Raw genomic sequence first — 20,132 nt, forward strand, 5'->3', positions numbered from 1 at the left:
GCCTGTCGGCCTGTCGGCCTGTCGGCGCGGTCGTCAGCCCGTCGTGCCGGACGCGGTGGCGCTGGGGGAGCGGCCGTCCTGGGCCTGCCGGGCGCGTTCGGCGAACAGCCGGGCGAACGCCGTGAGCGCCGGCGCGGTGGCGGCGGCGCCGAGCCCGTCGCCGTGCACGAGGAGCACCACGCCGCCGACCCGGACCAGCGCCACCGTCGACGAGGAGCCGCGGGTGCGGACCGCGCGCTGCTCGCCGACCGGGGAGAGGGCCACCGCCCCCGAGTCCTCGCCGGCGGTGCGGTCGAGCGTGGTGTCGAAGGCCTGGCGGGCCGAATCGGGGGAGTCGAAGACGACCGCCGTGAAGCGCACGGTCTGGATCCCTGCGGCGCTGAACGTCGTCGTGGCGTAGCTGAGTTGCCGGTCGCAGCCGTCCGGGAGCAGGCACGGCACCGAGCCGCCCGTGCCCGTCCCCGACTCCGGGCCGCTCTGCACCTGCCAGCCGGCCGGCATCGCCCGGGCGTCAGGCAGGACACCCCGCGCCAGCGCCGGGTCGCGCAGCGGCTGCGCGTGCGCCAGGCCGGGCCCGCCCGGCTGCAGCAGCGGGCGCGAGCCCAGGTGGATGCCGATCGAGACCAACGCGGCGATCAGGACCAGCACCAGGGCCACCACGATGCCGAGGGTGCCCCGCCGGGCCGCCAGGGCCTGGGCCCGGGCGTCCACCGGGCCGAGCCGCAGCTGCACGGTGCCGGGGTTCTTCGCGGGCTTGCCGGTCCGCAGCTGGACGGTCGTCGGGCCCTTCGCGGGCGGGGGGGTGGCCGGACCGGTCCGCAGCTGGACGGTGCTGGGCTCGGTCCGCAGGTGGACGGTCGGCGGGTCGGCGGGCCGCCCGAACGCGGTGGTGGCCAGGTACTGCGCGAACGCCTCGTCGGAGGCCAGCAGGTGGGCGACCGCGGCGGTCAGCTGCGCCACCGCTCGCGGGTCCTCGGGTGCCGCCTCGGCGTTGTCCAGCGCCCGCGCCCCCTCCGGCACCATCCGCAGTCGCGCCCGCACCACCTCCGCCACCGCCCGGTGCGGCCCGCCGGTCAGTAGCGCCTCCACGACGTCGGGAACCATCCCGCGGCCGTCCCCCATGGCAACTCCCCTTGCCGGACCAGTCGTCGTCATCCACGATCCCGGACCGGTCGACACTTCGTACGCCCGCCGAAACGGAACGGAGACGCAACTGCAACCGCACCCGGACGTAGGGTCCGTCCGGCGGGACCCGGCCGGTGCGGGTGGTACGGGTGGGGCGGCGGGGGCGCCGGTCCGTCCGCCCCATGCCGCCGGGCCCGATCGGCCGCAACCCGGCCTGCCCGGCGGGCCGTTCGGCCTGCGCCCCGGCCGGCGGCGGCGATCCGCGCCGATCCGCACCGAGGCGTGCTCGGTGCGTGGCTCCGGGCCGAGTGCCGGGAGGACCGGCCGCGGGCGCGTCGCTGTCGCTTCGCTTCCGGTCGCAGCGGTCTATCGGTCCTCCAAGGGCGGCCGTTCCTCCCTCCCCGGGCAGGCCGTTCGGACGAGGGCTTCGATGGCCTCCACCGGCAGGGCCGGGTTGCTCGCGGCGGCTCTCGCGGTGCGTCGGTCCGGGGAGGCGAGGCACCGGGCGAGGGTCCCGGGGCCGGCGTGGGGGTGCGCCGCGATGGCGCGCAGCGCCTTGGCGGGCACGGGCCCGGTGGTGGCGATGCGGTCGAGCAGGGCGGTCGGGGCGCCCGGGTTGGCGGCGACGGCGGTGGCGATCTTGCCGCCGAACCGGTCGAGCAGGGCGGTGAGTTGCTCGGACGCGAGGCCGGGGTGCGGGGCGGCGGACTTGGCGACCGCGGCGTCCGGGTCGGCGGCGAGCCGGTCCCGTACGGTCGCGGGCAGGCCGCGGTGCTGGGCCACGAGCATCCGTACCCGGGGCTCCGAGGAGCCCGCGAGCCGGGCCAGTTCGGCCGGTTCCGCGGCGGCGATCCGGGGGAGCAGGACCGGCCCGATCCGGACGACGGTGGCGAGCCGCTCGAGCAGGTCGAGCGGCACCGCCGGATGGTGCGCGAGCCGGCGCCGGACGCCCTCCTCCTCGTCCGAGGCGAGCCGGTGCATCAGCGGCAGGTCGATCCCGGGGTTCTCGGCGAGGTTGCCGCGGACCCAGGACGTGCGGTCGTCGGCCAGCCGGTGGTAGGTCGCCGCGGGCAGTCCGGGGTGTTCGGACAGCTGCCGGCGGACCGTCGGGTGGTCGACGACGTGCCGGGCGGCAGCCGCGCCCGGGGTCCCGGGGTTGCCGGCGGCCTGGCGGCGGACCCGGACGTCCCCGTCGGTCAGCAGCGCCGTCAGCAGACCGGGCGGCGCGGCCTCGTTCGCCGCGACCCAGCGCCGTACCTCCGCCCGCGGATGGGCGGCGAGCCGGGTCAGCAGCTCCGGACGGTCCGTGTGGAGCCCGAGTTCGGCCACCACCTCGGCGGACCCGTCGGCGGCGAGGAGCTCGGCGGTCTCCGCCGGGAGCCCGGGGCAGGCGGCGAGCCGCTCCCGCACGTACGGGTCCGGATCCCGGGCCAGCCGCCGGGCCCAGGCGGGATCGCCCCGGCCCTCGTCCAGCAGGGCGAGCGCGACGAGGGGCCGGGCCACCGGGTCGACGTCGGCCGCGCCCAGCAGGCCGCGGTGAGCGAGCCACACGGCGGTGTGCCCGTCGCGTTCGGCGAGCCGGCGGACCTGCTCCGGCCCGAGGTCCGGCCGGTCCGCGAGCGCCTCGGCCAGCTCCTGGTCGGTGTCGGCGGCGTGGATCAGGCGGTCGAGGAGGGCGGGTGGGAGCGCCGGGTTGACGGCGACGGCGTACAGCAGCGACGACGGCATCCGGGCATTGTGCCCGCCGTCCGGTCGGGTCCGCCGCCGAATTCCGCGGCGGTGCCGGTCGGTTCGAGTCGTCGACGCGCCCCCTCAGTCCACCGGCATCGACATGTAGACCGCCCGGCGCCCGTAGCACTCCGGCACCGCCACCTCCCGGTGAGCCCGGTAGCCGAGCAGCCGCAGCAGGATGTCCGCCCCGCGCACCGCGACCATCGAGATCCGCCGGTACCCCTGCTCGCGCGCCCGCTCCCGGAAGTGCCGCAGGAAGCCGAGCGCGACCTCCCGCCCGCGCAACTCCTCGGCGATCACCAGGTCGTGCACGTGCAGGTTGTCGGACCGGTAGGCCCGCGTCTCCGGCCGCCCGAGGTCCGGGCACGTCAGCGGCGGGTACGGCAGGCTCAGCAGGTAGCCGCGCACGATGCCGCGGTCCTCCAGCACGTAGCAGGTGCCGGGCGAGCTGCGGGCACGGGACTGCAGCGCCTCCCGGCCCTCGGACAGGCCGTCGGCGGCGTAGGCGGCGTGCTCCAGCTCGACCACGGCGTCCCAGTCGCCGTCGGCCAGCAGGCGGATCCCGAGCTCACCGCCCACCCGTCGGGACCTCCGCACCGGCGCCGAGCCCCTTCGTACCGGCGCGACGTCCCTCCGCACGGGTGCCCAGCCCCTCCGCGCGGGCGGCGGCCACCAGGGCCGCCCAGGACTCGATCAGCACCGCCCACCGCTCGGTGTCCTGCTGCGCCTCGTCCAGGAGCCGCTGCCGCCGGCCGGCCACCACGTCCGCGAGCTCGGCGTACTTGCCGCCCAGCTTGCGGTAGGAGCGGTCCAGGACGTCCAGGCAGTGCTCGTTCCCGGCCCGGTCCCAGACGGCACTGCGCCGCACCAGGTCGAGGACCGGCTCGACCCGCGGCGCGTGCCGGTCGTCCAGCAGCCCGCGGCCGAGGTCGATCATGCCGCCGTAGACCGGGTACAGGTACAGCATCGAGAGCAGGAACTTGACGAACCGCAGCTGATAGGCGAGGAAACCGGCGCCGGTGCGGCGCTCGGGCGTGTAGTAGTTGACGATGTGCCGGTTGTGGACGACCCCGGGCAGGCCGGAGTCGAGCACGACGTGTGACAGGAAGTAGTCGCTGCCGATGGTCTCGGTGGAGGGCAGCAGCGGCAGCCTCTCGTAGACCCGGTGGTCGAGGGCGACGTTGCACATGTCGACGTGCCAGATGTCGGGCACGCCCAGGACGGAGTCGTCGGCGGTGAACGGCTCGGTGCCGGCGCCCCGGAAGGAGGCCTCCACCACCGCGTCCTTCTCCTCCTCCGACCACACCGGAGGGGCCCACAGGCGCACCACGTCGCGGTAGACGGCCGGGTCCAGCTCACGGATCTCGCCGACGTCCACCGACAGTTCGCCGATGAAGGAGCCGCCGACCAGCACCACCGGCTTGTCGGCGTCGGCCGGGTCGAGCTCGGAGCGGGTGACCAGGGCGGCCGCCTCGCCCGCGGGCCGGCCGAGCGAGAGCAGCTCGTGGTGGATCGGGAAGACCTTGCGGCCGTCGAGGACCTGGAAGTCGGCGTCGTCGTTCCGCTGGTGCACCGACGTGCAGCCGAGCGCGGCCGCGGCCAGGAACAGCCGGTTGGTGCACGCGCCGTACGCGACGGCCCGCGGGAGCATGAGGTCGAGCAGCAGCTCAGGGTCGGCGGCGCCGGAGCGTTCGGCCACCCGGCGCAGGAACTCCCGCTGCCGCGCCTCGCCGAGGTGGTGGACGACCACGCCGGGGGTCGGGGCCAAGGCGCCGACGGCGTCCGCGTTCTCGGCGAATCCGGCGGCGTCGGTGGTGTCGAGGACGAGCAGGTGCACCTCGACGTCGAAGGCCGCGACGGCGTGGGCCGCCTCCTCCGCGAGGTCCGCGATGGTGGCGGCGCAGGGCCGCATGGTGGGCAGGGCGAGGCAGATTCTGCGCATGCGTGGGTGTCTCCGTCGTATCGTCAGATGCGGTGCCAGAGTGATGATTTGAGCGCCGAAGAGGCCTGGTGGGGGCGTCGTGCGACCCGCTGGACCACCGTGGACTAGACCATTTCTGATGTCAACGATTGACAGCGTGGCCCCGGCGGGGTGGAATGCGCCCCTTCCGCGCGATCGGCTCCGCGATCGGCTCCGCGATCGGCTCCGCGATCGGCTCCGCGTCCGGATCGGCGTCCGGATCGGCGTCCGGTCGGTCGGGCGGGCGGCCGGGTGACCGGGCAGCGGGGCAACCGGACACAGTCGTTCGTACGGGAGGGCGAATTCCCCTCCCGGTGTCGAACGTCAGGGCGAGCGCGGGCGGTTCAGTGCGGCGCATTGCGCCGTCGGGGTCAATCCGGGCCACCGACGTGCCGATACCGAGAGGGATGCCCTCACGCCGTTCGGAGGAGACCGCAATGCCCGAACCGTGGCTGCCCGGTGCCGACATCCACGACCTCGGCGATCACGCGCCGACCGACCAGCAGTACCCGCCGAAGGCCATCGCGCACATCACCTGGGACCGCAACGCGACCGCCGCCGCCCCGCAGGACTGGTGCACCTACGAGGACCTGGTGAGCTACTTCACCGGCAGCGGCGCCGGCAACGCGCCGCACCTGGTCTGGGATCCGTTCAGCGGCCGGACGACGCAGCTGTTCCCGGCCGACTCCCGTTCGAAGAGCCTGCTCAGCCCGGACCGGAGCCCGACCCGCACCAACCGGGCCGGGCGGGTGGTGATCCAGATCGAGGCGGTGTTCTTCCCGTACTGCCGCTACCGCGGCCGGGTCTACCCGCGGCTGGTCGACACCCCCTGCGCCGGCTGGGACCGGATCCACGGCTGGATCGCCTCCTGGGGCGTCCCCGACGTCTGGCCGATGGGCCGGCCGACCGACTTCCGCGACCACCGCGACGAGCACGTGTGGGAGACCAGCGGCGGGTGGTACGCGCACGCCCACGTGCCGTACAACGACCACACCGACCCCGGATCCTGGCCCGACCTCGCGCCCGGCTCCGGATCCCCGGACTCCCCGCCCTCCCGGCAGCACCCGGCGCCCCCCGCCGACCAGGCGCCCGCCCGCTACCAGGTCTCCATCAACGGCCTGCCGTACGGCTACGGCGCCCAGGGCTACCAGGTGACGGCCGTCGGACGGGCGCTGGTCGCGCGCGGCTTCGGGTCCCACTACCACTCCGGCCCCGGCCCGACCTGGACGGACGCGGACACCGAGAACTACGCGGACTACCAGGCGAGCCTCGGCTACTCCGGGCAGGCGGCGGACGGCGTCCCCGGCGAGGGCTCGCTGAACAGGCTGCTCGGCTACCTCCCCGGACAGCGGACGGTGTCGGTCTCCCACCTGGTGGCGGCCGCCCGCTCCGACCCGGGCGCCGAGCAGGGGCACCGGACGCACGGAGCCGAGGTGGCCATCGTCGAACAGGCGCTGGCGGACGAGGGACTGCTCGAACAGCGGTGGGTGGACGGCTCGTTCGGCAGCCGCACGCTCGCGGCGTACGCGTCCTGGCAGCGGCGCTGCGGCTACGAGGCGGGCGCCGCGGACGGCATTCCCGGACAGTCCTCGCTCCACCGGCTGGGCGCGGCACGGGGCTTCGCGGTCACCGACTGAGCGGCGCGGTCCGCCCGCTTCCTCGGGGCCGGGGAGTCCCGGAGCCGGGGCGTTCCGGAGTCGGGGCGTTCCGGAACTCGGCTGAGCCCAGGGCGCCGGCGGTACTCCTGGCGAAGGCGTGTCGGCGCGTTCTCGGCGGGGAGCGTACTCGCCTGGGAGTAGCCGAAGTTACTTCCGCCGTCAGATGCCGGACGAGGCGCGGACGGGAGAGCCTGGGGCCGTCCTGGTGGTCCCGACTCGAAGGAGGTGTCCGTGCGCTCGTCCACCGAAGCGGGCGGAACCGGCGGAACCGGCGAAACCGGCGAAACCGGAGGAGGCGGAGGAGCCCTCGGTGCCGCGGTGCCGCCCGGAACGGCCCTCGGTGGCAGTCGGCGATCGGCGGACCGCCGACTGCCACCGAGGGCGCGCAAAGCCCTGGTCGTCCTGCACCTCGTCGCCTCGGTGAGCTGGCTGGCGCTGATGCTCTGCCTGCTCACCCTGGCGGTGACGGCGCTGACGACCGGGGACGCCGACCGGCTGCGCGCCGCCTACCGGGCGATGGGCATGCTCGGCGACGCGCTGGTCCTGCCGCTGAGCCTGCTCACGTTCCTGAGCGGGGTGGCGCTCGGGCTCGGCACCAGCTGGGGGCTGTTCCGGTACACCTGGGTGAGTGCCAAGTTCTGGCTCACGCTGGCGGCGATGGCGGCCTCGGTCTTCGTCCTCACCGCACGGCTGCACGAGGCCGTGCGCGCCGCGGAGGCGCACCCGACCGGCCCGATCTCCGCGGCGGACCTCGGCTTCGTCCGGTACACCACGGTGATCGTCCCGGCGGTCGCCCTGTCGCTCTACCTGTTCAACGTCATCCTGTCCGTGTACAAGCCCTGGGGTCGCCGCCGCCGCGCGGTCGGGCGCCCGGGTCGAATACCCGGGCCGAAAGCCCGGGCGGGTGCCTGAGCAGGGCGGCGGGCCTCCATCCGGCGGGCTCCGGCCCCGGGGTCGCGGGGGAATGCCTGCGCGGGAGGTGGGCGTTCTCCACCCACGTGACCAGCGCTACGCCCGCCGTCAGGCTCTCCGTCCTCGACCGCTCCCGCACCAGACAGGGCGAGGAGCCGGCCCGGGCGCTGCGTGACACGGTGGCCTTCGCCCAGGAGGTCGAGCGGCTCGGGTACCACCGGTTCTGGGTCTCCGAGCACCACGGGGTGCCGGGAGTGGCCGGTTCGGCGCCCACCGTCCTCGCCGCGGCGGTGGCGGCGGCCACCACCCGGATCCGGGTGGGCACCGGAGGGGTGATGCTGCCCAACCACCGGCCCATGGTGGTGGCCGAGCAGTTCGGGGTGCTCGCAGCGCTGTTCCCCGGGCGCATCGACATGGGCCTGGGCCGCTCGGTGGGGTTCACCGACGGCGTCCGGCGGGCGCTGGGGCGGGAGAAGGACGCGGCGGACGACTTCGGCGCCCAGCTGGCCGAACTGCTCGGCTACTTCGACGGCTCGCAGCAGGCGCACCGGGGTGTCCACGCCCGTCCGGCCGAGGGGCTGCACGTGCCCGCCTTCGTCCTGGCCACCGGTGCGGGCGCCGACCTGGCCGCCGACGCCGGGCTGCCGCTGGTGATCGCCGCCGCCCGAGGGGAGGACCGGATGCTCACGGCGATCGACCGCTACCGCAGCCGCTTCCGTCCCTCGGCGCAGGCCGCCGAGCCGTACGTGGTGGTCGCGGGGACGGTCGCGGTCGCCGAGACCGCCGAGCGGGCCGACGAGCTGCTCGTCTCCGAAGCCTGGGCGGGCGCGTACTCCCGCACCCACGGCGAGTTCCCGCCCCTGGCTCCCGCCGCCGAGATCCGGGGCCGGTCGATGACGGAGCGGGAGCGCGCCGCGTACGAGCAGTCGCTCAAGGGCCACATCGCGGGCACCCCGGAGCAGGCCGCCGCCGAGCTTGTCGCACTGGTGGAGCGCAGCGGCGCGGACGAGTTCCTGGTCACCACCAGCACCTACGACCGCACCGCCCTGCTCGACTCCTACCGCCTGCTCGCCGAGGCGGTCGGCCAGGCCTGAAGCCGCTCGGCACGATTTCTGAGCAGGCCTGATGACCTGCTACTGTTCTTCTTGTCGAGAGGAAATGATCTTCCGAAACGAGGATCTCTCGAACATGCGTCAGCGGTGCTACCAGAGCACGCCCTACTTTCAGTAGGGAGAGTCCGTGCAACCCGGGCCTGGCGCTCCACCCGAAGGGGCCCGTTCCGTCCACCGGAACGGGCCCCTTCGTCATGTCCGCAGCGCATGAGCTCCCCTCATGCCCGCAGCGCATGAGCTCCTCTCATGACCCCCTTCCATGAGTTCGCCTCATGGCCCCGCCTCATGAGCTCCTCTCATGGGGTGGGCTCCGGGTGTGCGCTCCTCGTCGCCGGACCCCTTATCGCACTTCGGGGCCCAAAACCCCTCGGCGCGGCCCGGTATCGGCCAAGGTCCCGTTCCAGGTGGCTGATGAACGTCGGTCCCGAACGGTCGACGGGCCAGCAGTTTTGCCGGTCCGGCAGGTTTGACGCATCGTCATACCTTGGCTGGAACTAGCTGCTTCTGGTGTGAATATGCCATTGGAATGTTCGTCATACGGAATCCGGCAGTAGCCTTCCGTGTCGAACCTGCCACTGCTCGTGGCGACCCGGCCGGTGCCGCGCAGCGCCCGGCCGCCCCAGACCCCCGCGAAGGAGCCGGTGTGCCGGGTATCGACGAATGCCTCTCCGGAGCGATGGCGATCGCCGGAGCCCGCTCCGCGAGCCTGGTCGACTGGAGCAGCGGGCTCGCCCTGGGCAGCCTCGGCCAAAGCCCGACGGGCGAGCACGAGACCTCCGCCGCCGAGGCAACGGACCTGGTACGAGCAGCTGTTGAGAGCCAGACCTTCACGCTGGCGGAGGACCGGCGTTCCCCGCTGGAGGACATCATCGTCACCGCCGGCCGCAGTTACCACCTGATCCGCTTCATCGACACCGTTTTTGACAGCCGACTCGTCCTGCACCTCTGGCTGGACCGCTCGGAGGGCAACCTCGCCGTCGCCCGCTTCCGCCTGCAGGCGCTGGCCGAGGAACTGGTGCTGGGGTGAACGAGACGTCCGTGACACCCGATCCGCTCCAGCCGCCCGTCGCATTTCGGCCGCCGGCCCACCCCGGCCCGCACCGTACGCACAGCAGCGCGTTCAGCCGCACGTACGGGCGCAAGTGCAGCCCCGCGTACGGCTGCCCGGACCGCCGTACGGCCGTCTCCCGGCGGTGGCCCGCGTGACCGCCGCCACCGGCACCGTCCGGCCCCCGGCGGAGTACGCCGCGCCGAGGACGCCGGCCGAAGCCCTCGCCCTGCTCGCCGAGCGCCGGCTCACCGGCGCGCTGCACGGCCCGCTCGGCACCCTCCACCTCGTCGACGGCCAGGTGGCCGCCGCCGAGTCCCCGCGCGCGCCGGGCCTCGCCGACCTGCTCACCGGCTGCGGCCGGGTCACCCCCGAGGGCTGGGCGGAGCTGGTCCATGTGTACGGCCCGCAGGAGGGGGTCGGCGAGGCGCTGGTCGCACGGGGTCTGCTGACCCGGGGAGAGCTCGAACTCGGCCACTTGGGAACGTTGTTCGACGCCGCCTTCTTCGTCCTCGCCGATCCGGGCGGCGGCTTGTGGCGGTTCGAGTCCAACGCCCGGCACTGGCTCGGACCGGTGGCGACGGTGGACCCGGGCCGGCTGTGCCGCGAGGTCGAGCGGCGCCGCCTGCTCCTCGACCGGATCTGGCCCTGGGCGCAGCTCGACACCGCGCCGGTCCGCCCGGTCGAGCACAGCCGTCGGCCCTCCCACCGCCCGACCGGCCGTCGGCGCCGCGAGCTGCTCGACCACGCCGACGGCCGAAGAACCCCGGCGGACCTGGCCCGTCTGCTGGGCCGCTCCGGCTTCGGCGTCACCGCGGACGTCCGCCGCCTCGCGGCCGCCGGACTGCTCGACGCGCCGGGACCCGCCACACCACCGCCCGCCACACCACCGCCCACCGCAGCACCGCCCACCGCACCACCGTTCCCCGCCCACCCGGCGGCCGCGCCGTCGCCGGCCGCGCGGGCCGCCGGCCCCGGGAGACCGTCCGGTGGCCTGCACCGCCGGATACCCGGTGCCAGCCTGCGGGGTGTGCCGGCCGTGGCCCTCGCCCCGACCTACGCCGGAACCACGGCCCGCCCAGAACGTTCAGAACGCCCCGAACACGCCCAACGCCCGCCCACCCCGGCAGCGACCCACCCGCTGACCGTCCCCGACCCGGACATCGCGCTGCTGACCCGGGTCCGAGACCTTCTGGAGGCCCGACTTTGACCCCCTCCCCGCCCGCGACCCCGCCGTTCCGGCCATGAGGCGGGCGCTCAAGCAGCGTGTCGGAAGGAGACAACTGATCGCCTTGGAGACCGAGCTGCTCGCCGAACTACGCGCCTGCAAGCACCGCGTCCCGCACCTCGCGGGCGGCCTGGTGGCCAGCGTGGACGGCCTGCTGGTCGCGCACGACACCCACGGGACGGAACCCTCCGGCCTGGCCGCGATGACGGCGGCGTCGCTCTCGCTGGCCCAGCGGCTCGCCGACACCACCGGCCAGGGGGAGTTCCGGGAGTCCCTGGTGCGCGGTGAGCACGGCTACGTCGCCACGTACGCGGCCGGCGGCAGCTGCGTGCTGACGCTGCTGGCGCACCCGGACGTCAACGTCGGCCGCCTCCACCTGGAGGCCCGTCGCAGCGCCCAGCGCATCGCCGGGCTGCTCAACGACGCCCTCCTGCCCAAGGACCCGCGCGACGCGGGCTGACCCCGGCCCGACCACCCGCCCCGACCACCCGCCCCGACCACCCGCCCCGACCACCCGCCCCGACCACCTGCCACTCGCCACCCGCTATCCACCACTCACCACTCACCACTCACTGATCCACTTCACCACCTCACCACCACACCAACGAACGGGAGTTACCGACATGACCGACGCAGCCGGCGCCCTCAAGCAGGCCATGACCAGCATCGAGGGCGCCCTCGGCGCCGCCCTGGTGGACTACAACAGCGGCATGGCGCTCGCCACCCTCGACGGACCCGGCGGCCTGGACCTCAACGTGGCCGCGGCCGGGAACACCGATGTGGTCCGCGCCAAGATGCGCACCATGGACATGCTCGGCCTGGGGGACGGGATCGAGGACATCCTGATCACCCTGTCCAGCCAGTACCACCTGATCCGCCCGCTCACCGGTCGCACCGGCAAGGGCCTGTTCCTCTACCTCGCGCTGGACAAGGCCCGCGCGAACCTGGCCATGGCCCGCCACCAGCTCACCAGGATCGAGGCCGACCTGGAGGTCTGACGCCCGGCCGGGCTGCGGAGCAGCGGAGGAGTCCCCGGCGGCGGCTCAGGCCCCGCCGGGCTCCCTCCGCCACGCAGCCCCCGGCTCCGTCCACCGGACCTCGCCGCCCGGCAGTCCCGCGCAGGCCACAGCCCCGGCGGCCAGGACGCTCCACGGCGCCAGCTGCGCGTGCGGCGGGACGGACAGCGCACCGCCCCCGGCGAAGGCCAGCTCCAGGCCGCCGGCCAGGGTGATGTCGGCGGTCTCCACGCTCCGCCCGACCAGCGCCAGCAGGGTGGGGCTCGGCTGGACGGTCAGCGCCGGGAAGAAGTGCCCGACCTCCTCCGGCGCGGTGAACGACGGCGCCGCGAAGCGGAATTCGTGGGCCACCCGGACGGTCACCCCGCCGGCCAGCCGCAGGTCGAGCCGTCCGCCCCCGCTGACCGCCTCAACCCGTCGGCCGGCCAGCACCTCCGTGATCGCGTTCTCCATACCCCCAGTCTGTCCCAACCGGGCCCCGGTCCATGCGCTCGTCCGCCCGCCACCCGCCGCACACCACGGCCCGCCACCCACCGCAGCCCACCACGTGGGCGCGAGTCGGCGCGCCCCCGGCTACCCGACCGCCGACCCGCCCACCAGCTCGACCGGCCCGCCCGACCCCGTCCGGGCGGCGAGCGCGGCGGCCGTACGGTCCCAGGACGGCGCGGTCAGCAGGGTCCGCGCCTCGGTGGAGTCGCAGAGCCGCCACTCCACCAGCTCCTGCTCCTGCAGCGTGATCGAGCCGAGCATCGCGTCCGTGACCGTGCCGCCGTCGTACACGTACACCAGGACGGCGGTGTCCCGGCCGGTCGCCGCGTCGGCCGCGGGATCGGCCGCCGCGCCCGGCTGCCAGTCCAGCGCCAGCAGCTTCCCGGGTTCGACCTCCCACCCCAGCTCCTCGCGGATCTCCCGCCGGGCCGCCGTCCGGGGCGTCTCCCGCGCCGCCTCGACGCTGCCGCCCGGCAGCGTCCAGTACGGGTCCTGCCCCTTCGGCCCGTCCCACGGCCGCAGCCGCACCAGCAGAACCCGCCCGGCGGAGTCGGTGAACAGCGCCCGGGCCTTCGCCCGGATCCGGGGCCGGGTGGCGTAGAAGGTCGCCTCGTCCAGGGGCGGCTCCGGCCGCTGCCGGGCCTCCGGGTGCAGGTCCGGGGCGGCGGCCAGTCCGAGGTACTCGGGCGCCGACCCGTCGGCGGGCAGCTCCCGCAGCGTGTGTCCGGTCGGCCGGCTGTCCTCCAGCTCCAGCGGTCCGGCGTCGCGCGGTGCCCGCAGGCAGGCCGTCACCCGGCGCGACAGTCGCGGCGGCAGGGCCCGGCCCGCCTGCTCGGTGGTCAGCCACGTCCACCCGCCGACCTCCGCCGCGTCCGGCCGGATCGCCGCCGCCTGGTGCTCGGTCAGCGGTTCGGCCCAGTACAGGTACGCCACGATCGGCGGACGGCCCTCGCGCAGCGCCCAGTCGACGCAGGCCAGCGGACCCAGTCGGGGCGTGAGCCCGAGCTCCTCGGCGATCTCGCGCAGCGCGGTGTCCCGCGGCGAGCGGTCCGTCGGCTCCCACCCGCCACCGGGAATCGCGACCGGGTGCTTCCGGTCGTACGGCAGCCGCACCACCAGCAGGCGCCCGTCCCGGTCCGGGAACAGCACCCCGGCCGCCGCCAGAATCCCCCGACCGCCCGCGTCCACGCTCTCCACCCCGGCTCCCTCCGCCACGTTGTCCCCCGGTCACGACAGCCCGGGTCACCCCCATGGTTCCCGGCCGGCCACGACCTCGACCACCATGACCAGGTGACGCCGTCCAGACCGGCCGTGAACGGCATCCCTGCCCCACTACCCCAGCGACGCCAGCGCCTGCGCCGTCGCGCGGGCCATCCGCTCGTCGTACCGCGTGCTCGCGCCGCGCAGGCGGGCGGCCGTCTCCACCGCCGCCAGCGCCAGCAGCCCCGGCAGCAGATCGGTGCTGCGGGCGAGGACCCAGCGGGTGCCCCGGGTGGCCATCCACCAGAGGTCGGCGGCCCGGCCCGGCGGGGGTTCGGCCGGGGCGGCGGCGGGCGTCGGTCCGAGCGGGTGCCCGGCCCGGCCGAGCAGTTCGTGGAAGCGGCGGGCGATCAGGTGGTGGCCCGCGGCGCTGGGGTGCAGCCGGTCCACGCTCAGCAACCGGCGCTCCTCCAGCCACGGCAGCTCGGCGAGGTGCAGGTGCACCGCCCGGTGGCGCGCGCCGAGCGCGTGCACCACGGTGTTGACGGCCCGCATCCGCCGGGCCAGCGGGCGGGCGAGCGGCGCCGGGAGCCCGAGCAGGGTGCCGGGGTCGGGCAGGCACGCGGTCAGCAACACCGCGCCGTGGCCGGACAGTTCCCCCATGGTGGCGTCCAACTCCAGGGTGGTGCGCCGGATGTCGAAGCCCGCCCGCAGGGTGTCGTTGCCGCCGACCAGCACGGCGGCCAGCTGAGGTCGCAGCGCCAGCGCTTCGGGCAGTTGACGCGTCGTCAGGTCACTTGTCAACGCCCCGCTGTACGCGAGGTTGGTGAACTCGGCCTTCCGGCCCGCCGGCACCAGCGAGTCCGCGAGAACGGCCGCCCACCCGCGCCACCCTTCGCCGACCGCGTCCCCGATGCCCTCGGTCAGCGAGTCCCCGAGCGCCACGAACCGCGCCAACCCGCCCGCCGGCGACCGCTCTTCCGCCGCCCGCTCAGGCCCCGTGCCGAGCACGCTCATCCCGGCCCCCTTCCAGCGCTCCGCCGTCCCGGCCCCCTCCGACCGCTCCGCCGTCCCGGCCCCCTTCCACCGCTCCGCCGTCCCGGCCCCCTCCGGCCGCTCCGCCGTCCGGGCCTCCTCCCGCCGCTCGACCGTCGCGACCTCCTCCCACCACTCCGCCGTTCCGCACTCCGTGCGCCGCCAGGAACGCCGTGACCGCCGCCGGCCAGCCGTACCGTTCCGCCTGCGAGCGGGCGGCAGCCCGCCGCACGTCCTCCGGCCGGTCCAGCAACCGGCGGACCGCGGTGGCGAACCCTGGTCCGGTGTCCGGCGCCGCCGCCCCGGCGTGTCCGACCAGGCCGGGCAGCGCGGAGGAGCGGCTGACCGCGACCGGGGTCCCGCAGGCCAGGGCCTCCATCGCGGCCAGTCCGAAGGTCTCCACCGGTCCGGGCGCGAGCACCACGTCCGCACAGCCGAGCAGCCGGGCCAGCGCCGCGCGCCCGCTCAGGTGTCCGAGGAAGCGCACCGGGAGCCCCAGCCGGGCGGCCCGGTCCGCCAGCCGCTCCCGCAGCGGGCCGGTCCCGGCGACCGCCAGGACGGCGGGCACCCGCCGCGCCCGCAGGGCGGCGAGCGCCTCGATGGCCCGCTCGGGCCGCTTCTCCGCCGCGAGCCGCGAGCAGAGCACCAGCAGCACCTCCTGCGGCGCGGCGTACCGCGCCCGCTCCACCGCCCGTTCGGCCGGCGGCAGGAGGTGCATGGTGTCCAGGTCCACCCCGAGGGGTGCCCGGACCAGGTTCGGTGTGCCGATCCGGCGGAACTCCGCGGCCGCCCAGTCGGTGGTGCACAGCACAGAGTCGTACGAACGGGCGGTCGCCGCGTTCAGCCGGTCGGCGGCCGCGCTCGCCACTCTCCCGGGGACGCCCCAGGTGCGCAGCACCCCGGTGGCGCTCTCGTGCGAGACCATCACCGACCGCACCCCGTGCCGCCGGGCCCAGCCGCCGGTCCAGCGCAGCGTGGTGCGGTCGGACACCTCCAGCCGGTCGGGGGAGAGCCGGGTGAGTTCGGCGGCCACCGCCCGGCGGTCGGTGAGCAGCCGGTAGCCGCCGCTGGCCGGCAGCACCGTCCCGGGCAGGGTGATCACCAGGCCCTGCTCGGTCTCCTCCTCGGAGCGCCGCTCCCCGGGCACGATCAGCACCGGCCGGTGCCCGGCCGCCCGGTAGCCGGCGCCCAGGTGTCGCAGCGCGGTGCGCAGCCCGCCGGAGACCGGGGTGACGAAGTTGGCGAGCCGTACGACGGTCAGCGCCTCGCCGTGCCGCGCGGCGGTCATGCGGGCAGTTCCTCCGCGATCGTCTCCGCGTCCGCCGGAGCGCCCGCCGCCGAGCCCTCCACCACCGGCCCGACCACCGGCACCGGGGACGCCACCGGCCCCACCACCGGTGCCGGGGACGCCACCGGCACCCCCCGGTGCTCCGCCAGTACCTCGGCGTAGTGCCGAAGCAGAAGGTCCCCGACCGCCTCCCAGGTGCGCGCGGTCACCTCCGCCCGTCCGGCCTGCCCGTACGCGGCCCGCCGGACCGGATCGGCGGCCAGCTCGGCCACCGCCCGGGCCACCGCCGCGCCGTCCCGGGGCGGCACCAGTAGGCCGGTGCGGTGGTGCGCGACCAGGTCCAGCGGGCCGCCCGCCGCCGGGCCGATCACCGGCACCCCGCTCGCCATCGCCTCCTGGACGGTCTGACAGAAGGTCTCCAGCGGGCCGGTGTGCACGAAAACGTCCAGCGTCGCGAAACAGCGGGCCAGTTCCTCACCCGTCCGGCGGCCCAGGAACACCGCGCCGGGCATCGCGGCCTTCAGCCCGGGCGCCGACGGGCCGTCCCCGACGACCACCACCCGCACCCCGGGCAGCACCGAGGCCGCCGCCAACAGGTCGACCCGCTTCTCCGGCGCCAGCCGCCCGACGTACCCGACCAGCACCTCCCCGCCCGGCGCGAGCGCCCGGTGCAGCGCCTCGTCCCGGTGCCCGGGGTGGAACCGCACGGAGTCGACCCCGCGCGGCCACAGCTGCACCCGGGGCACCCCGTGCGCGGTCAGGTCCTGCGCGGCCGGGGTGGACGGTGCCAGGGTACGGGCGGCCGCCCGGTGGACGGCCCGGATCCGCCGCCACGCGGCGGCCTCCCCGAGTCCGCGCCCGGCCCGGTAGGCGTGCGCGTAGCCGGCGAGGTCCGTCTGGTAGACGGCCACGGCCGGCACCCCGAGCCGGGCCGCCACCTGCATCCCGCGCGCGCCGAGCACGAACGGGCTGGCCAGGTGCACGACGTCCGGCCGGTGCCCGGCGACCGCGGCCGCCAGCTGCCGGCTCGGCAGCGCGATCCGCACCTGCGGGTACCCCGGCAGCGGCATCGACGGGATGAGCACCACGGGGATCTCCGCCGCGGCACTCCCGAAGGTCCCCGGCGGGCACTGCGCGCCCCGCGCCGGCGCGGGGGTGACGACGAGGGGCCGGTGACCCCGGCGGACCAGATGCTCGGCCGTCCGCAGCACGCTGTGGGCGACCCCGTTGACCTCGGGCGGGAAGGACTCGGTGACGATGACGACACGCATGCCAGTGTTATGTCCGTGCCCGGCGTGCACCCGGCCAAAGGGATCTGTCGTACAAGCGAACGCGGGTCGGCGATTTGCACCACCGACCCGCGTTCACCGCGGCCTGCCGCCGCTGCGGCCTCACATCGACCCGGCGGCCTCCTTGAGCTCCGCGTACGGCGCGAGCTTGCGGATCGACTCGATGCTCTTCAGGCAGTCGTCCTTGCTCTCCTCCGGGTCCCCGGTCACCACGACCGACCCGTTGCTCGCCTTGAGCCGGAACCGGTGCATCCCGCTCTCGTCCACGTACAGCTCGAACCTACCCGCCATGCCAGTAACAGCCTTCCGCTCGGAGGACCCCCTGGCACCGCACCGTAGGCCCGCCCCCGGTGCGCCGCCCGCCGACCGGGGCATCCGGGTCACGTCCCCGCGCGCCGCCGCCCCCCGCCCACTGCCGAACCGCCCGCCACTCGGCCTCCGGGCGCTCGGCCTCCGGGCACTCGGCCTCCGGCACTCAGCCACTCGCCGCCTGACCGTCCGTGAGCAGCGTGGCGAAGCCCGCGCACAGCAGCCGGACGCTGCGCGCGAACTTCTCGTCCTGGCCCAGGCGCGGCATCGCGGGGCCCATCAGCAGGGGGAAGCGTTCGCGCAGGTCGGCGTGGAGCTCGGGGGTGACGGACGGGGGTGCCGCGGGCTGGTTCTGCTCCTGGAGCACGAAGCCGGTGACGTGGCTGAGCAGGGTGTCGGCGGCGATGCCGGGGTGGTCGCCGGGCAGGCCGGCGTCGAGCAGGGTGCGCAGCAGGCGTTCCATCAGGGAGAGCGCGCCGGTGCCGAGCGTGCCGGGACTCTCGGCGAGGAGGTGGGCGCCGCCCGGGTGCTGTTTGATGCTCAGGCGCAGGGCGTCGGCCTGGGCCGCGATGCGGTCCCGCCAGTCGGCGGTGGGCGGGAGGCCGGCGAGGGCTTCGGTGCCGGCGTCGTAGGCCTGGCGGCAGACCCGGTCGGCCAGCAGCGCGAGCAGTTCGTCCTTGCCGCGTACGTGGTAGTAGAGGCTGCCCGCGTGGGTGTCGAGGCGGTCGGCGACCTGACGCATGGACAGGTTCTGGTAGCCGACCTCGGCGAAGACGGCCATGCCCGCGTCGACGATGCGCTCCTTGGTGAGCTTCATGCGGTCCACCGTACACACCTTTCCAACACCGTTCGAAAGGTGTGCTAGTTTTGCGCCGTCAGATTTCGAACGGTGTTGGAAACGCCGGGAACCGGGGGGAGGGCCAGGCCATGGAGGCGATCGTCTTCAACGTGACCACGGCCGCGCTGATGGTCATGATGGTCAACTGCGGGCTGGGCGTGGTCGGCCGCGACACCCTGCGCGGCCGGCCGCTGCCCTGGGCGGCGATCGCCCTGACCGCGCTCGCCGTCGGCGGGGTCCTGCTCCAGCTCGTCTGGTCCGGCGCGATGGACGCGCTCGACGCCGATCCGTCGAAGTCGGGCTGGTGGCGCGAGTTCACCTCGGTGTTCCTGCAGAACGGCGGCCTCTTCGGCGGCCTGTGGAACCTCGTCACCCTCGCCGCCGTCGCCGCGCTCGCCCAGTGGTACTGGGGCGGACCGCTCACCCTCGCCTTCTTCCTCGCCGGGATCGTGCTGCCCGGCCGCGTCGACACCCTGTTCGGTCTCGGCGACGGCCCCAGCACCGACCCGCGCAACTTCGCCGGCAGCTCCGGCGCCACCTACTTCCTCGGCGCCACCCTCGCCCTCGCCTTCCTCACCCGCACCCGCCTCCCCAAGGAGATCGCCCTGGCGGCCGGTGTCCCGGCCCTGGGCCTCGCCATGTGGGTCGCCCAGGACAACGGCCACGGCCTGGTGTCGGTGTACGGCTTCGTCCTCGCCGCCGCCGTGTGGGCGGTCCGCAGCCGTCTGCCCCGCCCGGCCGAGCGGGCGGCCTGAGCGCGGGGCCTGAGCGCGGGCCCTGAGCGGACGGCCTGCGCTCAGGCCTGAGCGGTGGCCCGGGCGCAGGGCGTCCCGCAGCCGGGCGCGCACCTTCGCCGGCCCCGCCGCCCTCGCGGCGGTGTCCGGCCGAGGCGGCCGGGTGAGGCACCCTGGCAGTGGAGACGGTCCGCGGCGGCCGCCCCGAGCCCCTCTCCCGGAAAGGCCCCCTCGCGATGTGGTCCCCCTGGGCCCCGCCGGCCGTCCACGCCCTGGCCCTCGACCCGCTGGCCGTCGACCCCCTGAACGCCGGATCACTGCTCGGCGCGTTCGGCGCGCTGGGCATCGCCGTGGTCCTGTTCGCCGAGACCGGCCTGCTGATCGGGTTCTTCCTGCCCGGTGACTCCCTGTTGTTCACCGCCGGACTGTTCTGCACCACCGGTGCCCGCAGCGGGCCCCACCTGGACCTCGCCCAGGTCCTGGCCGCCTCCGCCGTCGGTGCCCTCGCCGGCGCCCAGGTCGGCTTCCTGATCGGACGGCGCGGCGGGCGGGGTTTGCTCGCCCGCTCCCGCAGCGAGCGGCTGCACGCGGGCGCCCTGCGCGCCGAGGAACTCCTGGCCCGCTACGGGCACCGCAAGGCCGTGGTCCTGGCCCGGTTCGTCCCGGTGGTGCGCACGGTGCTCAACCCGCTGGCCGGCGCCCTCGGCGTGAACGTCCGCACCTTCACCCTGTGGCAGGTCGTCGGCGGCCTGGTCTGGACGTTCGGCCTCGTCCTGGCCGGCTACGCCCTCGGCTCCTCGGTACCGAACGTCGACCGGTACCTGCTGCCGATCGTCGCCGTCGTCGTCCTCGTCTCGCTGCTGCCGCTTCTGCTGGAGCTCCGGCGCTCCCGCCGCCGGGCCAAGCACCGATGAGCGGGCCGCGACGACGGTGGCCGTTCGTGCTCGTCGCCACCTGGGCGGCCTTCGGCGCGCTCGCGGCCGTGCTTGTGCACTGGCCGCTGGACGTGCTCGCCGGATGGCTCCTCGCCGCCGGCTGGCTGGCCCTCGGAAGCGTCGCGACCCGCGTCCGGATCCGACCCGGCGCCGGGTGAGCCGGCTCCGGCCGGACCCCGCCACCACCCGGCCCGGCGCAGCCGCGCCCGCCGCGCCCGTACCGAC

Annotated in this window: 21 protein-coding genes; 10 read left to right on the forward strand and 11 right to left on the reverse strand. The window is 75.4% G+C overall.

What is annotated here, in order from left to right:
• Positions 1-33: 33 nt before the first annotated feature.
• The 4 genes from ACIRD3_RS18125 to ACIRD3_RS18140 all read right to left on the reverse strand — a co-directional run bounded on the left by ACIRD3_RS18125 (position 34) and on the right by ACIRD3_RS18140 (position 4,798).
• On the reverse strand, positions 34-1,122 hold the full coding sequence (locus ACIRD3_RS18125; RefSeq protein WP_402217264.1) for a hypothetical protein: 1,089 nt from the start codon (positions 1,120-1,122) through the stop codon (positions 34-36).
• A gap of 369 nt (positions 1,123-1,491) precedes the next feature.
• Positions 1,492-2,853, reverse strand: coding sequence for a hypothetical protein (locus ACIRD3_RS18130; protein ID WP_402217267.1), 1,362 nt, complete (start codon positions 2,851-2,853; stop codon positions 1,492-1,494).
• Positions 2,854-2,937: 84 nt separating this feature from the next.
• Positions 2,938-3,435: a GNAT family N-acetyltransferase gene (locus ACIRD3_RS18135; RefSeq protein ID WP_402217270.1), complete on the reverse strand. Its 498-nt coding sequence runs from the start codon at positions 3,433-3,435 to the stop codon at positions 2,938-2,940.
• Positions 3,425-4,798: a DUF6271 family protein gene (locus ACIRD3_RS18140; protein ID WP_402217272.1), complete on the reverse strand. Its 1,374-nt coding sequence runs from the start codon at positions 4,796-4,798 to the stop codon at positions 3,425-3,427. The genes ACIRD3_RS18135 and ACIRD3_RS18140 overlap by 11 nt, the downstream gene beginning before the upstream one ends.
• Positions 4,799-5,253: 455 nt before the next feature.
• Here ACIRD3_RS18140 and ACIRD3_RS18145 point away from each other — a divergent pair, with 455 nt between their 5' ends.
• The 7 genes from ACIRD3_RS18145 (at position 5,254) to ACIRD3_RS18175 (ending at position 11,772) form a co-directional block, all read left to right on the forward strand.
• The gene (locus ACIRD3_RS18145; protein ID WP_402217274.1) at positions 5,254-6,453 is read left to right on the forward strand and encodes a peptidoglycan-binding protein; all 1,200 of its coding nucleotides are present in this window, start codon (positions 5,254-5,256) and stop codon (positions 6,451-6,453) included.
• Between the two features lie 339 nt (positions 6,454-6,792).
• Entirely contained in the window at positions 6,793-7,386 is a 594-nt protein-coding gene (locus ACIRD3_RS18150) for a DUF2269 domain-containing protein (protein WP_402217277.1), read from the forward strand.
• An 86-nt stretch (positions 7,387-7,472) separates the two neighbouring features.
• Complete coding sequence (locus ACIRD3_RS18155; protein WP_402217278.1) at positions 7,473-8,480, forward strand: MsnO8 family LLM class oxidoreductase; 1,008 nt, start codon at positions 7,473-7,475, stop codon at positions 8,478-8,480.
• Positions 8,481-9,141: 661 nt separating this feature from the next.
• Entirely contained in the window at positions 9,142-9,525 is a 384-nt protein-coding gene (locus tag ACIRD3_RS18160) for a hypothetical protein (protein ID WP_402217280.1), read from the forward strand.
• Positions 9,526-9,700: 175 nt separating this feature from the next.
• Positions 9,701-10,756, forward strand: a complete 1,056-nt coding sequence (locus ACIRD3_RS18165) for a hypothetical protein (RefSeq protein ID WP_402217283.1) — start codon at positions 9,701-9,703, stop codon at positions 10,754-10,756.
• Between the two features lie 82 nt (positions 10,757-10,838).
• A complete protein-coding gene (locus ACIRD3_RS18170) occupies positions 10,839-11,234 on the forward strand; it encodes a roadblock/LC7 domain-containing protein (protein WP_402217286.1) in 396 nt (131 codons plus the stop codon).
• Between the two features lie 163 nt (positions 11,235-11,397).
• Entirely contained in the window at positions 11,398-11,772 is a 375-nt protein-coding gene (locus ACIRD3_RS18175; protein WP_402217289.1) for a hypothetical protein, read from the forward strand.
• 45 nt (positions 11,773-11,817) lie between these two features.
• On the opposite strand, the gene ACIRD3_RS18180 is transcribed toward ACIRD3_RS18175, so the two are convergent.
• From ACIRD3_RS18180 to ACIRD3_RS18210, 7 genes are all read right to left on the reverse strand, one after another.
• On the reverse strand, positions 11,818-12,243 hold the full coding sequence (locus ACIRD3_RS18180) for a DUF6188 family protein (protein ID WP_402217292.1): 426 nt from the start codon (positions 12,241-12,243) through the stop codon (positions 11,818-11,820).
• A 120-nt stretch (positions 12,244-12,363) separates the two neighbouring features.
• Entirely contained in the window at positions 12,364-13,476 is a 1,113-nt protein-coding gene (locus ACIRD3_RS18185; protein WP_402217295.1) for an NUDIX domain-containing protein, read from the reverse strand.
• Positions 13,477-13,611: 135 nt separating this feature from the next.
• Complete coding sequence (locus ACIRD3_RS18190; protein ID WP_402217298.1) at positions 13,612-14,496, reverse strand: SGNH/GDSL hydrolase family protein; 885 nt, start codon at positions 14,494-14,496, stop codon at positions 13,612-13,614.
• Positions 14,471-15,802: a glycosyltransferase gene (locus ACIRD3_RS18195; RefSeq protein WP_402217300.1), complete on the reverse strand. Its 1,332-nt coding sequence runs from the start codon at positions 15,800-15,802 to the stop codon at positions 14,471-14,473. Before ACIRD3_RS18195 ends, ACIRD3_RS18190 begins: the two co-directional genes overlap by 26 nt.
• Positions 15,799-17,073, reverse strand: a complete 1,275-nt coding sequence (locus ACIRD3_RS18200; RefSeq protein ID WP_402217303.1) for a glycosyltransferase family 4 protein — start codon at positions 17,071-17,073, stop codon at positions 15,799-15,801. Before ACIRD3_RS18200 ends, ACIRD3_RS18195 begins: the two co-directional genes overlap by 4 nt.
• 120 nt (positions 17,074-17,193) lie before the next feature.
• The gene (locus ACIRD3_RS18205; RefSeq protein ID WP_350630945.1) at positions 17,194-17,382 is read right to left on the reverse strand and encodes a DUF1508 domain-containing protein; all 189 of its coding nucleotides are present in this window, start codon (positions 17,380-17,382) and stop codon (positions 17,194-17,196) included.
• Between the two features lie 184 nt (positions 17,383-17,566).
• The gene (locus tag ACIRD3_RS18210; RefSeq protein ID WP_402217306.1) at positions 17,567-18,217 is read right to left on the reverse strand and encodes a TetR/AcrR family transcriptional regulator; all 651 of its coding nucleotides are present in this window, start codon (positions 18,215-18,217) and stop codon (positions 17,567-17,569) included.
• A 110-nt stretch (positions 18,218-18,327) separates the two neighbouring features.
• Between ACIRD3_RS18210 and ACIRD3_RS18215 the strand changes: the two genes are divergently transcribed.
• The 3 genes from ACIRD3_RS18215 to ACIRD3_RS18225 all read left to right on the forward strand — a co-directional run bounded on the left by ACIRD3_RS18215 (position 18,328) and on the right by ACIRD3_RS18225 (position 20,065).
• Positions 18,328-18,993, forward strand: coding sequence for a hypothetical protein (locus ACIRD3_RS18215; protein WP_402217308.1), 666 nt, complete (start codon positions 18,328-18,330; stop codon positions 18,991-18,993).
• A gap of 215 nt (positions 18,994-19,208) precedes the next feature.
• Complete coding sequence (locus tag ACIRD3_RS18220) at positions 19,209-19,886, forward strand: DedA family protein (RefSeq protein ID WP_402217311.1); 678 nt, start codon at positions 19,209-19,211, stop codon at positions 19,884-19,886.
• A gap of 26 nt (positions 19,887-19,912) precedes the next feature.
• On the forward strand, positions 19,913-20,065 hold the full coding sequence (locus tag ACIRD3_RS18225; protein WP_402217313.1) for a hypothetical protein: 153 nt from the start codon (positions 19,913-19,915) through the stop codon (positions 20,063-20,065).
• The last annotated feature ends 67 nt before the right edge of the window (positions 20,066-20,132 follow it).

Origin of the sequence: Kitasatospora sp. NPDC093550 (assembly GCF_044764985.1) — a bacterium.
Classification (GTDB): domain Bacteria; phylum Actinomycetota; class Actinomycetes; order Streptomycetales; family Streptomycetaceae; genus Kitasatospora.

What these genes read in the sequence shown, in the direction of transcription:
- ACIRD3_RS18210 (WP_402217306.1), bottom strand. Translation starts at nt 18,217, where the DNA reads ATGAAGCTCACCAAGGAGCGCATCGTCGACGCGGGCATGGCCGTCTTC.
- ACIRD3_RS18205 (WP_350630945.1), bottom strand. Translation starts at nt 17,382, where the DNA reads ATGGCGGGTAGGTTCGAGCTGTACGTGGACGAGAGCGGGATGCACCGG.
- ACIRD3_RS18200 (WP_402217303.1), bottom strand. Translation starts at nt 17,073, where the DNA reads ATGCGTGTCGTCATCGTCACCGAGTCCTTCCCGCCCGAGGTCAACGGG.
- ACIRD3_RS18145 (WP_402217274.1), top strand. Translation starts at nt 5,254, where the DNA reads ATGCCCGAACCGTGGCTGCCCGGTGCCGACATCCACGACCTCGGCGAT.
- ACIRD3_RS18140 (WP_402217272.1), bottom strand. Translation starts at nt 4,798, where the DNA reads ATGCGCAGAATCTGCCTCGCCCTGCCCACCATGCGGCCCTGCGCCGCC.
- ACIRD3_RS18180 (WP_402217292.1), bottom strand. Translation starts at nt 12,243, where the DNA reads ATGGAGAACGCGATCACGGAGGTGCTGGCCGGCCGACGGGTTGAGGCG.
- ACIRD3_RS18190 (WP_402217298.1), bottom strand. Translation starts at nt 14,496, where the DNA reads ATGAGCGTGCTCGGCACGGGGCCTGAGCGGGCGGCGGAAGAGCGGTCG.
- ACIRD3_RS18125 (WP_402217264.1), bottom strand. Translation starts at nt 1,122, where the DNA reads ATGGGGGACGGCCGCGGGATGGTTCCCGACGTCGTGGAGGCGCTACTG.
- ACIRD3_RS18195 (WP_402217300.1), bottom strand. Translation starts at nt 15,802, where the DNA reads ATGACCGCCGCGCGGCACGGCGAGGCGCTGACCGTCGTACGGCTCGCC.
- ACIRD3_RS18175 (WP_402217289.1), top strand. Translation starts at nt 11,398, where the DNA reads ATGACCGACGCAGCCGGCGCCCTCAAGCAGGCCATGACCAGCATCGAG.
- ACIRD3_RS18220 (WP_402217311.1), top strand. Translation starts at nt 19,209, where the DNA reads ATGTGGTCCCCCTGGGCCCCGCCGGCCGTCCACGCCCTGGCCCTCGAC.
- ACIRD3_RS18130 (WP_402217267.1), bottom strand. Translation starts at nt 2,853, where the DNA reads ATGCCGTCGTCGCTGCTGTACGCCGTCGCCGTCAACCCGGCGCTCCCA.
- ACIRD3_RS18215 (WP_402217308.1), top strand. Translation starts at nt 18,328, where the DNA reads ATGGAGGCGATCGTCTTCAACGTGACCACGGCCGCGCTGATGGTCATG.